Genomic DNA, 14,335 nt, shown 5'->3' with positions numbered 1-14,335 from the left:
GCTAAAGCAATATTATTTTTAAAATAAACTGGTTGGATCTGATTGGTTAGTAAAAAATTGGTTTATAAGGATTGTTTAATTTTACTCACTAAAAAAAGGCGTTTAAATTACAAAATAAAAACAATAAATTAACTTAACAGGGAGGTTTTGCTAGGAGTAGATCAGGTTTTTACTAACAAGGTAGCAATTTAATCAAATAGAGCAGGTTTAGTTAGTAAAAATACGATCCTTAGTAGTTTATCGGGCTTTTTTTGCTTTTTATCACCACGGAAGATCAGATTTTTACTAACTAATTAAGAGGGCTAGATCACTATTTAACTAACCTACCCCCTTTACAGATCACGATATTACTAACTAATTAAAAGCACTTAATAGTTTAGTCAGTTGTTCTAAGCGCTTGTCTGTCATCACTTTATTATTAATTTTTATTGAAACGTCACCACTTTTAAGGTTACGTTGCACACTAATAAAGTCGTTTTCAAGCACAGCCTCACGCTTTAATGCTGTTTTAGGCTCTGCGGTTAATAGTTTAGTGATCAGCATAGCGCGCTTGTCGTCGGCTTCTAAGGCATTAACTTCATCATTGCTTGCAAGTGCTACAACTAACTCGTTAAATGCAACCTCGTCTCGCTCCTTTGCGTTAATCAGCTTTTTAGCGACTTCTCTACCAACATGATTAGCTGTTGGGTAAAGAGCTATAACATCGGCAGATATTTGCTCATACGCTTTAATAGCATCCGCAATGGCGGTATGCGATACCCCTTCAATAACGGCAATCTCGCGGTACGATCCTTTTTTGCCTTGTTGAATGAGTTCGTTTCGAGTTTGCTGATACGCTTGACCTAACTCCCAAAGACTTGGAGCAATGTATTGATCCGAAGAAACTGCTAACACTTTGGCATCTTGCTCATTAAAATCACTTGAACTCAAAACAAGATAATCTGCACCAGCCAAAATACAGGCTTTGCGACGTCTTGAGCCTGCAAGAACAAGACTCATATCCCCTTGATCCCAAAGCAGGGCGGGGTGCTGATTACGTCCATCTTCTTTAATTGCAGGAAGTATATCGGATACCGACTTTTCGTTTAAAAGCGCTTGTACACGGCGATTTTTACCATAAACCTGAGTCGATTTTTCAATCTCGTTATGAGCAATCACTTTACAAACCAATGTGATTTCGCGATTAGGATCGCTTGGCGCAGGCATACGAATAACATCGCCTGCATTAGCTTGCTCTAAAAGAGCGTCTAAACTGCTACTGCCGACAGCGGTTGCAAAGGGATCTAAGCGGGTGTCATTTTTACGTTTTTTAGCCATTTTTAGTCAACATCCTTACTTAGGCGTATTTAATTTTGATTGTGTAGATTGCCAATTTGAACGAATTAGCATTTCGAGTTCGTCAACAACATCTTTGATATTTTCTTGTGCGCGCATTAACGATTCTCTACTCGCTAAACTGTCAGACGCTTTTTGATCAAAAATAGTATTAAACGAGGATGAACTCGCAGTAATTGCTGAGCTGTGATTAATAGGGTAGCTCATGACTTGGCGACCAAAGGCGCTTCTTACGTCTTTAACTATGTCACGTTGTGAGTGATTACCTTTTACATAATTGGTAACCAAAAATTGCATAAAGTCCCAACCATCGTGACCAAGAGCTGCAACGGTATGATAAATCTCACCTAAACGTTTTAAATATTTATTATTAGCATCAAAGTCTACCGCTTCAGGATGAACTGGTATAAGCATCGCTGTAGAAGCCATTAATGCATTATAAAACATAAAGTTAAGGGTAGGCGCTGTATCAATTAGTAAAATATCAAATTCATCTTTTACTGGCTCGATAACACGCTCTAACAGCTTATGGTAATGGCGAGTTTGCTCATAGTTTGAGGTGTCTTTAAGCAAGGTTGCAGTTTCATGTTCAAAATAAAAATCATCCATACCTGAGGGTAAAATACGAATATTAGGAATATGAGTTGGTAAAAAAGAGTTTGAAACAAATTCAGGCCAGGTTTCACCTTCTTCAAGATCAATGCAGTCACGCATTAAATCACCAACAGTAATTGGATCGGGCTCAGAAGATGGGAAAAAGCTAGATGATGACCCCTGCGGATCTAAATCGATAATACCAATTCGGTAACGCTTGATGTTAGTAGTGGCAAGTGCTGCAGCAATATTAACCATGCTCGTTGTTTTACCACAACCACCTTTTAGTGAATTAATAACAATAACTTGGAGTTTGTCTGTTGGTGCACGATGATCGGGTTTTATATCCATTATATCGGCCATGGCAAAAATATTAACCAACGTATAAGCGTAATGACCGTTTGCACCGCGCTTTATGTTTAAATCGTCAAAATCACCATTGTCATGGCGTCTTTTTAAGGTACGATTATTACAACCAAGTAAATCAGCAGCGGCTTTTTGGGTGTAGGTTCTTAATTCTTTTTCTTCAGATTTAAGATGGGCGCGGTAATGTTGAATACGTCCTTCTAGTGATTTTTCAGCAACTTCTGCGGTTGCTTTCAAAAGTCGGTAGGTATCTAGCGCATTATTATTGATAGACATACTTTATTCCTCAAAGTTAGGCGTTTAGTATAATGTCCATTCAATTAGCTGTAAACAACTATTTAAGGCGACATGCATTTTAAATACATGACATATAAAATAATTTTACGCCTTTAATATTGCTTAGTATAAATAAAGAAGTTTAAGTATGGTTAAATATATAAGGTATTAAAGGCTAAGGCCTTAAAATATACATATAACATTATGATTTATATAAACAATGTTAAAAAAACTGGATCAGCATTGTACGTGGTTAAGATCAGATCCTTATCTACTAGCAGATCACCTTTTTACTAAGCAAATATTTAGCAGCTTAGTTACGCACAGGTTAAGCACTGAGTTACTCACAAAATAGATGCTGTAGATCATGTTTTTACTAAGTAAATTATAAAGTTATGCACCCACCATCAGGAATAATAAGCGGTTTAATTAGTATAGATCTGATCTGTAGTAAGTACAGATCAGATCTATGCTAACTGGAACTAAACTTATCCACAGGCCTCTCATTTTTACTGTCATTTGTCGTGCTAAATTTAAAAAAAACACTTTGCAATGGACAAATTTATTCTTCAGTTAGTAAAAATTCGGTTTATTAAAGCCTAGTTAGTAAAAACCTGATCTGAAATCTCATGTTTTAACTTTTTCTTAGTAAAATATTGATCTGTGCATTTTATTTGAAGTCAGATCACTTTTATACTAACTTAAACATTTAACTTTTGTGGCTTTATGTGTTGTTATTAGCTGTCACAATAAAAACGGAAATAAAAACCATGAGCCGAAAGGTCAACATCTCGGTAGATAACTTGCCCGATACACTTAGGGGCCAAATTCACGGGGTGGAAAGTGCAATTGATAACGAAAGCTTAGCACTATTTACAGATAATAAAGATGTGCGAATTTCGATAGAAAATGCAGCCCATGGGTTACGCGCTTACTCTAACACATTTAACCATTATGATCTGTGGGGACGCTTTGTTCGCTCAGGACATAAAAAGCTGCCACTTGAAGAAGCCCCTAAAAAAACCATTATTACACGTAAGATATCTGAAAAAGTAGACGGTATTTTATACGATGGTGAAATTAAAATAACACCGGCTGTGGTAAGTACTCGTAAAGATGGTGAAGACGTAGAATACTTAGTTTGGCCATCAGATAGAGAAGAAAAAGTTGAGCGTGCACTTATTCGCCTTGCTTCAAAAGGTAAAATAGTAAAAATTAATTTTAAGTCCGGTATTCAATATGCCGTTGTGTTTTCTATGAACGAATTAGCACAAGAACTTAAAGCGGTAGGTCAATCTATGCCTTATCCGCAAATTAAAGAATCGCTTGAAGCATTGCAAGGTTCAAAACTTTCATTTAAATATTCTGCTACTGACACTAAAAACTCAGATATTGATGATTCGTTCTACGAGTCGAACATGAACTTTTTATCGTCTTTACACTTTAGTGGTAAAAAAGGCCAAGGCGGAAATGTTAAATGTGTAGCGTGTTTAAATGCGTTTGTTCATAACATGATCGATAACCTTGAATATAAAGGTTATTATTTTAATAGTGCTCAAGAGTTAAAGCGCGGATTATCGCGTTGGATGATGCTACGTTTATATCATTTATGGCGCTATGCTGCCCCAGGAAAAACATACCATTTTAGACTGTTGTCTATTATGGAAAAATATGGCTCTATCTATTCAACTGATGATATTACCGAAAATAAATTAAAAGCACTGCGCCGTGATATGACTACCACGATGAAAGATTTAATAGAAAAAGGAGCAATATCTGAGTACAGCATTACGAATGTAAAAGATGATAAAACAGGTAATATTGTAGATTACACTTATGAAATGCACCCATCTGATCAGTTTTGTGATGAGATACTGGCATTAAATAAACATAACAAACGGATAGAGATACAAGGTGGTAAACGCATTGTTGAAAATGCAGTATTAATTGATGAAGATAAGCTGGAAGAAATTGTAGAAAAATAATTATATTAATTTTTACCAGTAGTTATATTAAAGGCCACAGTAAGTGGCCTTTTTAACATAATTACTTTGTTACTTGTTCTAAATATAAACGGTCTACCAGAAAGTCATACTCACGTTTTCGTGGATGTGATAACGGTTTTTCGTAACTCGGCAGTTGGCCATACTTAACATCGGGTTGTGGGTTTACAAGAATAAAAGGTAAGGCCGCACTAACATGATAACGATTTTGAGCCGTGTATCTAACATTAACTTGTGGGCTAACTCGGGTAGGGCGCCTAATTCGTAATTTTTCTTTTTCACCTAGACTGGCAACACGAACTTGTTCTTGAGCAACCAATGATTGCCATTTTTGCTGATCAATCATTCTTGGGTTTTTATACCCAGCGGACTTTTCGAGCATTTCAAGAGCCATCTTTTTTGTGAGTGTTTTAGTGGCGTGTTTATGCATCCAAGTAAAACGAACTGAAAAAGGGGATTCGCTTTCGCTATGAATTTTACGATAAGCGGCAAGCGTAATTAAATTTGGCATAGCATTATGTACGGCTTCAAATCGAGCATCGTTATTGTCTATCGCCAAAATACAATTTTTAAATGCCGCTTTTGCATTATTAACTTGAGCAATCCGATCAATAATAGCTTGTTTATTAGCGTCTTGTATAATTAATAAACCAGGGTGGCGCTTTAATACGCGACTACTCAGACCAGGCTTTTTATACATATCAGAAAAAGAATTTAAAATAGCCTTATGTGCCAGTTCCCCTGTAATTTTAGATACTGTAATCGACTCGGGAATTATATTTTCATCTATACTGCTTATTTCTGGCAGTTGATAGTATTCAGCTTTAGCAAACCCATATTCTTTAAGCTCCTCAATCAGCCTAAGCGTTAACTCATTGAGTAAATCAAACTGACTTCTAATTTGTACCTTTGTAACCATAACACCACCAAGAACACATCTTACTATTTAACTATTTTCGCAAATAACCTTTTGCTTTGGTAGTTGTTTCTTAAATATTACTCTATCGTTAAGATTAACATCAAGTGAAATAAAGTATGATGTGTTCTTAATTGTTGGTATGATCATTTTAATAGTAATATTTTCTAACTTACTAATAGTTATATATAAACGCAGTATGAAGGAGTGGGTATAAACCAGCAGAACTACTCAGCTAGCATATATATTTGAAACTACATAACTGACGGCTGATATATTTAATTTTACTGTAAAGTTAAGAATACATATAGTTGATTTAAGTATGATGTGTTCCTTGTGTTAACATTATCTTATACAGCTTAGCTAAGTGGCTGCAAGCAAAGCTTAATAAATACCACTCTTACTATTTATCCTATTGTTTTTTAATGCATTAGTGTTCTTTATTTATATATTTATTATCAATAAAATAGTTAAATCATAGATAATAATCCTATTTAAATTTAACTAATAACTAAATAATTGGTAAATAGTCGATTTAGTCCTTGAACAAAGCCCTCTGCATACGTTAATTTCAATACATCAGGTAATAGGAATGAGGAATGAACATGCAATCGTGGAACCCAAATAGTTGGAGAGAACTGCCAATACTGCAGCAGCCACAGTACCCAGATCAAGACATATTAAAATCTGTTGAAGGCCAGCTTAAAAGCGCACCGCCTTTAGTGTTTGCAGAAGAGACTAGAAGTTTGTTTAAACAACTTGAAGATGTGTGTGAAGGCCGCGCATTTTTACTTCAAGGTGGTGACTGCGCAGAATCATTTAGTGACTTTAACGCTGCAAATATTCGCGATACATTTAAGACCATTTTACAAATGGCTGTAGTACTAACCTATGGCGGTAAATGCCCAGTTGTAAAAATTGCACGTATGGCAGGTCAATACGCTAAGCCACGCTCAGCCGACTTAGAAACAATAGACGGTGTTTCGTTACCATCTTACCGTGGTGATATAGTAAATAACTTTGAGTTTACTGAAGAAGCGCGTATTCCAGACCCTCAGCGTTTAATGACCGCGTATCATCACAGTGCGGCAACACTCAACCTACTACGTGCTTTTGCACAAGGTGGGCTTGCTGACTTACATCAGGTTAACCGTTGGAACATGGGCTTTGTTGCTGCTAATCCACAAAAAGCAAAATACCAACAGCTGGCAGATAAAATTCAAGACGCTTTAGAATTCATGGAAGTATGTGGTATTAATTCAACTATAGCGCCAAGCTTAAAAGAAACAGATTTATACACATCACACGAAGCGTTATTGCTAGGCTATGAAGAGGCATTAACCCGTAGAGACCATTTATCAGGTGACTGGTACGATTGTTCAGCGCACTTTGTTTGGATTGGTGAGCGCACACGTCAGTTAGACCATGCTCATATTGACTTCTTTAAGGGCATTAAAAATCCAATAGGCGTTAAAGTTGGCCCAGGTATGGAGCCAGATGAGCTTATCCGTTTAATTGATGCACTAAACCCAGATAACATTCCTGGCAGGTTAACGCTCATTACACGAATGGGTGCAGATGTATTACCAGAGAAGCTACCAGCGCTTGTTCGCAAAGTACAGCAAGAAGGGCGTAAGGTAATTTGGAGCTCAGATCCAATGCATGGCAATACAGAGAAAGCCAGCTCAGGTTATAAAACTCGCAGCTTTGATAACATTATGCGCGAAATTAGTCAGTTCTTCGCTGTTCACAAAGCTGAAAGCTCATACGCAGGTGGTGTTCATTTAGAAATGACCGGACAACATGTTACTGAATGTACCGGTGGTGCATACGGACTATCAGATGATGACTTAGCGCAGCGTTACAAAACTCAATGTGACCCTCGCTTAAATGCCGATCAAGTATTAGAGCTTGGCTTTTTAGTTGCAGACCTTTTAAAAGATGCTCGCAAGTAATACGCCTTCTTAATATGTTAAAAGCCGCTATTATTTAGCGGCTTTTTTGTGTGCTGTGTGTGATTACATGCTTAAATCACATGTTAGTTTGTTAGTACTTACGACGCTCAAGACCTGTATCAGAAATGATTTTTGCTGAGATCTCTTCAACCGAATGGTGGGTAGAATTTAAATGAGCAATTTTATGTTTTTTATAGAGCATTTCTACTTCGCGCACTTCAATACGACACTGTCTAATTGATGCATATTTTGAGTTTGCCATTCGTCTATCTCTAATCGCAGCCAGTCTCTCAGGGTCTATAGTTAAACCAAACAGTTTATGCTTATAAGGCACTAAGCACTTGGGTAACCCTTCGCTTTCTAAATCATCTTCTGTGATCGGATAGTTGGCCGCTTTAATACCGTATTGCAGGGCTAAATAGAGGCTTGTTGGCGTTTTACCGCTTCGACTAACGCCAACTAAAATAATATCAGCCTCAGCAAAGTTTTTAATATTACCGCCGTCGTCATTCATTAAAGCATAGTTAACTGCATCAATTCTAAAGTCATAACTTTTTTCGTGTATTGAATGGGTTCTATGTACTTTAGGTACTGGGGCAACGTTTAATTCACTTTCAATTTTTTCACTATAGGTTGTTAAAAAGTCATACGAGACAGCATCTGCAGAGCGAATAATTTCCGATAATTTATGATTCACAAAAGTAAAAAACACTAGAGGCTTCTCACCTTGCTTAGACGATGTGGCGTTAATAAGCGCTTTGATTTCATGCGCTTTTTCTTCGGTTTCTACAAAAGGAATTGTTTTATGATTAAATTCGACAGGAAATAAAGACAAGGTCGCATGACCAAACACTTCAGATGTGATTGCCGTACCATCTGAAATATAAAACGCAGTTCTCATAAAGCCTCTTTTTTATTACATTTAATTTTAAAATAAGTGTATCACGGTTTACGTGAGGACGTTTGCCAGTGTAGAATGGGGGCGACCTTTATAAAAGGTTTTCTTTCTTAACTCTCACAGTTAGTACTACAATTTGTTTTTTGGAGAAAGATCCGTGCAAGAATACGTTCTCTGGTATCAAGAGCTTGGTATGCAAGATGTTCCTCGAGTTGGTGGTAAAAATGCCTCACTTGGTGAAATGATTTCAAACTTAGCTAACGCAGGTGTGCAAGTCCCAGGTGGTTTTGCTACTACCTCAGACGCTTTTAACGAGTTTTTAGAACAATCAGGACTCAACGCAAAAATTCACGACATTTTAGATACTCTTGATGTTGATGATGTAAACACACTCGCCAAAGTCGGCGCCGATATCCGTCAGTGGATTATCGATACCCCATTCCAACCTAGTCTAGATAAAGCAATCCGCGATGCATATAGCCAACTTCATGGTGACGCTTCTGCAGATGTTTCATTTGCTGTTCGTTCATCAGCTACTGCTGAAGATATGCCAGACGCCTCGTTTGCAGGCCAACAAGAAACGTTCTTAAACGTTGTTGGTATTGATTCTGTAATGACTGCTATTAAACACGTATTCGCTTCGTTATTTAACGACCGCGCTATTTCTTATCGTGTTCACCAAGGCTACGATCACCGTGGTGTAGCGTTATCAGCGGGTATTCAACGCATGGTACGCTCTGATAAATCAGCATCAGGTGTTATGTTCAGTATTGATACTGAATCGGGCTTTGAAGATGTAGTGTTTATCACATCAAGCTATGGTTTGGGTGAAATGGTTGTACAGGGTGCGGTTAACCCTGATGAATTTTATGTTCATAAACCAACGCTACTTAAAAACAAGCCAGCTGTAGTACGTCGTAACATTGGCTCTAAAGCCATTCAAATGATTTACTCTCAAGACAAAGCTCATGGCAAACAAGTAGAAATTGTTGACGTAGACTCAGCACTTTCAAACAAATTTTCGATTACAGATGAAGAAGTGCAAGATCTTGCCAAACAAGCTGTAATCATTGAAAAACATTACGGTCGTCCAATGGACATCGAATGGGCAAAAGATGGTAACGATGGCAAACTATATATAGTTCAAGCGCGTCCAGAAACTGTTCGCTCAAACGAAGACACAAACGTAATGGAACGCTTCCAACTAAATGGCAGCAGCAATGTTGTTGTTGAAGGCCGTGCAATTGGTCATAAAATTGGTAGTGGTGTTGTACGTGTACTTGACTCAATCAAAGAGATGGACCAAGTACAAGTAGGTGACATATTAGTTACCGACATGACAGACCCAGACTGGGAACCTATTATGAAACGCGCGGCTGCGATTGTTACAAATCGTGGTGGTCGTACATGTCATGCTGCAATCATTGCACGTGAGTTAGGTATTCCAGCCGTTGTTGGTTGTGGTAATGCAACAGACTTAATTAAAGCTGGTCAAGAAGTTACTGTATCATGCGCCGAAGGCGATACTGGTTTCATCTACGAAGGTATTTTAGACTTTGAAGTACTTACTTCACGTGTTGACGAAATGCCTGAACTTCCAATGAAAGTAATGATGAACGTTGGTAACCCAGATCGCGCATTCGATTTTGCACGTTTACCACATTCAGGTGTAGGCCTTGCGCGCGTTGAGTTTATCATCAACCGTATGATTGGCGTTCACCCTAAAGCGTTATTAAATTTTGATGCACAAACAGATGCATTAAAAGCAGAAATCACAGACATGATTGCCGGTTACGAATCACCTGTTGAATTCTACATAGGTAAACTAGTTGAAGGTATTTCTACCTTAGGTTGTGCGTTTGCACCAGAGCGCGTAATTGTTCGTATGTCTGATTTTAAATCAAACGAATATGCTAACTTAGTGGGCGGCCAGCAATACGAGCCAGAAGAAGAAAACCCAATGATTGGTTTCCGTGGCGCTGCACGTTATATCTCTGAAGACTTCCGTGATTGTTTTGCACTTGAGTGTGAAGCAATAAAACGCGTAAGAAACAGCATGGATATGACCAACATCGAAATCATGATCCCATTCGTACGTACCCTTGAAGAAGGTAAACGCGTTATTGAATTACTTGAAGAACATGGCCTTAAACGTGGCGAAAATGGTCTTAAAGTAATCATGATGTGTGAGCTTCCGTCAAACGCATTAATGGCTGAAGAATTTTTAGAATACTTTGATGGTTTCTCTATCGGTTCTAACGATTTAACTCAGTTAACGCTTGGTCTTGACCGCGATTCAGGTTTAATTGCTCACCTATTTGATGAGCGTGACCCTGCAATCAAAAAGCTACTTTCTATGGCAATTAAAACAGCCAAAGAGAAAGGTAAATATGTAGGTATTTGTGGTCAAGGTCCTTCAGATCATGAAGACTTTGCAGCATGGTTAGTAGAGCAGGGCATTGACTCTGTTTCGCTAAACCCAGATACAGTACTAGAAACATGGTTATACTTAGCAGACAAACTTGCTAAGTAAGTTACCTCGTTAAAAAATGCCAGCAACTGCTGGCATTTTTTATGACTAAAAATTAATTTTTTGCTAATTTTTTATCTAAATAGGCACACGAGCGAGTCAGTGCTTTTTGGCACCATGTTAAATACCCTCGAGCTTTAGGGTAATACATAGAAAAGCAGAATAAGCCTGCAATAAAAAATATTAACGATGGCCCTGGCACCACAGCAAACAATAATCCGAGTAAAATAAACAGTGTGCCGCTGATCTGCATTAGTAGTTTTTTCATATAAACCTCATAGTAGGCGTTTAACTTGATTATAATTGCAGCTGCTCATATATCGATAAAAAGAGTGTTACAAACTGTAAAATCTTCAATTTCTATTAGCCATCGCCATGATATAATTATACAAATGCATTAATAAGCGCCGCCATGATAGCAACTATTACACAACAAGATGCCGCGACCGAGCTCGTCGCAAATTATTTAAATACTATAAAAAATCAAGGATTTACTGGAGATACAGACGCAAGTTATGCAACCAGACTCACAGCATCAACTGATAACAGTATTTACCAGCAGCTTCCGCAAGGTGTTATTTTTCCTAAAAGCGAAAAAGACATTCAAGTTGCTCTGCAAATAGCATCGCAAGACCCTTTTTTATCGTTAACTTTTGGTCCTCGCGGTGGCGGCACAGGAACAAATGGTCAATCTTTAACGCCTGGTATTGTGGTTGATTTATCACGTTATATGCGTGAAATCCTCGAGATAAACGTTAAAGAAGGTTGGGTACGAGTTCAAACCGGTGTGATAAAAGATCAACTTAACGACTTTTTAAAACCGTATGGATTTTTCTTTTCACCCGATTTATCTACTAGTAACCGCGCCACTATTGGCGGCATGATCAGTACTGATGCATCGGGGCAAGGCTCCTTAGTTTATGGCAAAACCAGCGACCATGTTTTAGGGCTAACCACCTATTTAGTTGATGGCACTGCAATGTCTACCAGTCCAATAGACATTGAAAAAGCAAAAATAATTGCCGATCAGGAATCCTTAATTGGCAAACTCTACAAAACAGTATTAGACATATCACTTAATGAACGCGGCGCTATATTAGCCAAATTTCCACGGTTAAATAGATTTTTAACCGGTTATGACCTAGAACATGTGCTAAGTGAAGACTTACAAACTTTTGATATGAGCCGCTTAATAACAGGATCAGAAGGCTCTTTAGGCATAGTTACTGAAGCAAAATTAAACCTAACACCTATCGCAGAATTTAAAACCCTCATAAATATAAAATACGACAGTTTTGATTCTGCGCTTCGCCATTCACCATTTTTAGTTGATGCCCGCGCAACTTCAGTTGAAACTGTTGACAGCAAAGTATTAAATCTTGCTCGTGAAGATATTATTTGGCATTCAGTATCGGACTTAATAACTGATGTACCAAATAAAGATATGCAAGGACTCAACATGGTTGAGTTTAATGCCGTATCACCAGAAGACATAAAAGACAAAGTAGACACATTATGTAAATTATTAGATGAGTGTGTAGCTAATCAAACTAATGGCGTTATTGGCTATCAGTTGACCAGCGATAAAAGCGATATATTAAAAATTTATGCAATGCGTAAAAAATCAGTGGGTTTACTAGGCAATGTAAAAGGCAGCCAAAAACCTCTCGCGTTTGCAGAAGACACCGCCGTCCCGCCAGAAAATTTAGCCGATTATATTGTTGAATTTAGAGCGCTACTCGATAGCCATAATTTACAGTACGGTATGTTTGGTCATGTTGATGCTGGCGTTTTACATGTTAGGCCGGCACTGGATATGTGCGACCCAGAACAAGAAAAATTACTGCGCACTATTTCAGATGAAGTAGTAAAACTCACTGCAAAATACGGTGGTTTGATGTGGGGCGAGCACGGTAAAGGCTATAGAAGTGAATACGGTCCTGAATTTTTTGGTGAGCATTTATTTACGCAATTACGAAAAATAAAATCGGCGTTTGATCCAAATAATAAAATCAACCCCGGAAAAATATGTACCCCGTTTGAAAGTGAAGACTTACTAGTTAGCGTTGATGGGCAAAAGCGTTCTTACTTCGACAAGCAAATTTCAATTGATGTTAAGACCAGTTTCAACAATGCACTGACCTGTAATGGTAACGGCTTGTGTTTTAATTATGATGAAAGCTCGCCAATGTGCCCATCGTACAAAGTGACTGGTGATCGCCGTAATTCGCCAAAAGGTCGAGCAGGGCTAATGCGTGAATGGTTACGTCTTCAAGAGTCAAAAGATGTTAATTTACTTGAGGTAGAAAAAGAACTTAACAAAGGTGAAGTTATTACTTGGTGGGAGCGTTTTGTTCATAGCAGAGAGAAAAAACAAGGCGTTTACGATTTTTCGCATGAAGTAAAAGCCTCAATGGATGAATGTTTAGCGTGTAAAGCGTGTACTACGGCTTGCCCAATAAAAGTAGATGTGCCAACTTTCCGTGCCCGTTTTTTAAATTATTATCACAGTTATTATGCCCGCCCACTCAAAGATTACTTAGTGGGTAATATTGAAAACAGTGCACCGTTAATGGCAAAATTTGCTAGGGTTATTAATCCAATTGTAAAAACATCATTAGTTAGTAGTCTCATTAAAAAAACCGTAGGCTATGTTGATACCCCGCAGCTAAGTATTCCTGCACTCAACAAACGTGTAAACAAAGCGCAAAAATTTAATTTAGAATTACTTAAAAAACTAAGTGCCGATGAGCAAAATGATTATGTACTCATTGTTCAAGACCCATTCACCAGCTTTTACGAAGCAGAATTGGTTGAGAGTTTTATTACACTAATTACTCAGCTTGGAAAAAAACAATGCTGTTACCCTTTAAACCCAATGGGAAACCTCAGCACGTGAAAGGTTTTTTGCATGAATTTAAGCTAACGGCAAAAAATGCTGCAGAGTTTTTAAATCAGCTTAATGATATTAATGCGCCGCTAGTTGGTTTAGATGCGTCGTTAGTGATGTGTTATCGCGATGAATATAATACAATTTTAGAAAATAACCGTGGCGATTTTAATGTGCAACTTGCGCATGAATGGTTAGAAACACAATCGTTCAGTGCTTTAGAAGCTAAACAAATAAATACTGAATTTACCTTATTAAGTCACTGTACCGAAACGACTGCATTACCAAAAGCCGCAAGTGTGTGGAAAAATATTTTTGATCAGCTTGGTTTAACATTAAACACCACAAGTACTGGGTGTTGTGGTATGGCCGGCACTTATGGTCATGAAGCACAAAACCAAGCAAACTCAAAAGCACTTTATGAAATGAGTTGGAAACCTATCGTTGATAAAAATAAACCTGAACAACTTTTATCAACTGGCTTTTCATGTCGTAGCCAAGTAAAACGTTATGAAAAATTTAAGCCTAAGCATCCAATAGAGTTACTGGCAAAAGTGCTTAGTTAATAATTT

8 protein-coding genes and 1 pseudogene are annotated in these 14,335 nt (G+C 37.8%); 4 read left to right on the top strand and 5 right to left on the bottom strand.

Annotated features, from left to right (window positions below):
* Positions 1 to 354: 354 nt before the first annotated feature.
* Together AC0L7Q_RS17360 and AC0L7Q_RS17355 are read right to left on the bottom strand one after the other, a co-directional pair.
* Positions 355 to 1,317 carry a transcriptional regulator gene (locus AC0L7Q_RS17360; protein WP_010388796.1) on the bottom strand — a complete coding sequence of 321 codons (963 nt, stop codon included), beginning with the start codon at positions 1,315 to 1,317 and terminating at the stop codon, positions 355 to 357.
* Between the two features lie 15 nt (positions 1,318 to 1,332).
* On the bottom strand, positions 1,333 to 2,571 hold the full coding sequence (locus tag AC0L7Q_RS17355; protein WP_413403334.1) for an AAA family ATPase: 1,239 nt from the start codon (positions 2,569 to 2,571) through the stop codon (positions 1,333 to 1,335).
* A 770-nt stretch (positions 2,572 to 3,341) separates the two neighbouring features.
* On the opposite strand from AC0L7Q_RS17355, the gene AC0L7Q_RS17350 reads away from it, so the two are divergent.
* Positions 3,342 to 4,556: a hypothetical protein gene (locus tag AC0L7Q_RS17350; protein WP_013463357.1), complete on the top strand. Its 1,215-nt coding sequence runs from the start codon at positions 3,342 to 3,344 to the stop codon at positions 4,554 to 4,556.
* 61 nt (positions 4,557 to 4,617) lie between these two features.
* On the opposite strand, the gene AC0L7Q_RS17345 is transcribed toward AC0L7Q_RS17350, so the two are convergent.
* The gene (locus AC0L7Q_RS17345; RefSeq protein WP_413403332.1) at positions 4,618 to 5,493 is read right to left on the bottom strand and encodes a DNA replication terminus site-binding protein; all 876 of its coding nucleotides are present in this window, start codon (positions 5,491 to 5,493) and stop codon (positions 4,618 to 4,620) included.
* A 602-nt stretch (positions 5,494 to 6,095) separates the two neighbouring features.
* On the opposite strand from AC0L7Q_RS17345, the gene AC0L7Q_RS17340 reads away from it, so the two are divergent.
* A complete protein-coding gene (locus AC0L7Q_RS17340) occupies positions 6,096 to 7,445 on the top strand; it encodes a class II 3-deoxy-7-phosphoheptulonate synthase (protein ID WP_413403574.1) in 1,350 nt (449 codons plus the stop codon).
* Positions 7,446 to 7,536: 91 nt separating this feature from the next.
* Here AC0L7Q_RS17340 and ppsR read toward each other — a convergent pair whose 3' ends face one another.
* Positions 7,537 to 8,346 carry a posphoenolpyruvate synthetase regulatory kinase/phosphorylase PpsR gene (gene ppsR, locus AC0L7Q_RS17335; protein ID WP_008108730.1) on the bottom strand — a complete coding sequence of 270 codons (810 nt, stop codon included), beginning with the start codon at positions 8,344 to 8,346 and terminating at the stop codon, positions 7,537 to 7,539.
* A gap of 154 nt (positions 8,347 to 8,500) precedes the next feature.
* Here ppsR and ppsA point away from each other — a divergent pair, with 154 nt between their 5' ends.
* Positions 8,501 to 10,876: a phosphoenolpyruvate synthase gene (ppsA, locus tag AC0L7Q_RS17330; RefSeq protein WP_008108727.1), complete on the top strand. Its 2,376-nt coding sequence runs from the start codon at positions 8,501 to 8,503 to the stop codon at positions 10,874 to 10,876.
* 52 nt (positions 10,877 to 10,928) lie between these two features.
* On the opposite strand, the gene AC0L7Q_RS17325 is transcribed toward ppsA, so the two are convergent.
* The gene (locus AC0L7Q_RS17325; RefSeq protein WP_008108725.1) at positions 10,929 to 11,141 is read right to left on the bottom strand and encodes a PGPGW domain-containing protein; all 213 of its coding nucleotides are present in this window, start codon (positions 11,139 to 11,141) and stop codon (positions 10,929 to 10,931) included.
* 144 nt (positions 11,142 to 11,285) lie between these two features.
* Here AC0L7Q_RS17325 and ydiJ point away from each other — a divergent pair.
* Positions 11,286 to 14,329, top strand: a pseudogene (gene ydiJ, locus AC0L7Q_RS17320) (D-2-hydroxyglutarate dehydrogenase YdiJ).
* Positions 14,330 to 14,335 lie beyond the last annotated feature (6 nt).

This window comes from Pseudoalteromonas sp. KJ63-1 (assembly GCF_055808145.1).
The sequence above is the reverse complement of the archived record's forward strand: the minus strand, read 5'-3'. Positions and strand labels throughout refer to the sequence as shown.

What these genes read in the sequence shown, in the direction of transcription:
- AC0L7Q_RS17345 (WP_413403332.1), bottom strand. Translation starts at nt 5,493, where the DNA reads ATGGTTACAAAGGTACAAATTAGAAGTCAGTTTGATTTACTCAATGAG.
- AC0L7Q_RS17360 (WP_010388796.1), bottom strand. Translation starts at nt 1,317, where the DNA reads ATGGCTAAAAAACGTAAAAATGACACCCGCTTAGATCCCTTTGCAACC.
- AC0L7Q_RS17325 (WP_008108725.1), bottom strand. Translation starts at nt 11,141, where the DNA reads ATGAAAAAACTACTAATGCAGATCAGCGGCACACTGTTTATTTTACTC.
- ppsR (WP_008108730.1), bottom strand. Translation starts at nt 8,346, where the DNA reads ATGAGAACTGCGTTTTATATTTCAGATGGTACGGCAATCACATCTGAA.
- AC0L7Q_RS17350 (WP_013463357.1), top strand. Translation starts at nt 3,342, where the DNA reads ATGAGCCGAAAGGTCAACATCTCGGTAGATAACTTGCCCGATACACTT.
- AC0L7Q_RS17355 (WP_413403334.1), bottom strand. Translation starts at nt 2,571, where the DNA reads ATGTCTATCAATAATAATGCGCTAGATACCTACCGACTTTTGAAAGCA.
- AC0L7Q_RS17340 (WP_413403574.1), top strand. Translation starts at nt 6,096, where the DNA reads ATGCAATCGTGGAACCCAAATAGTTGGAGAGAACTGCCAATACTGCAG.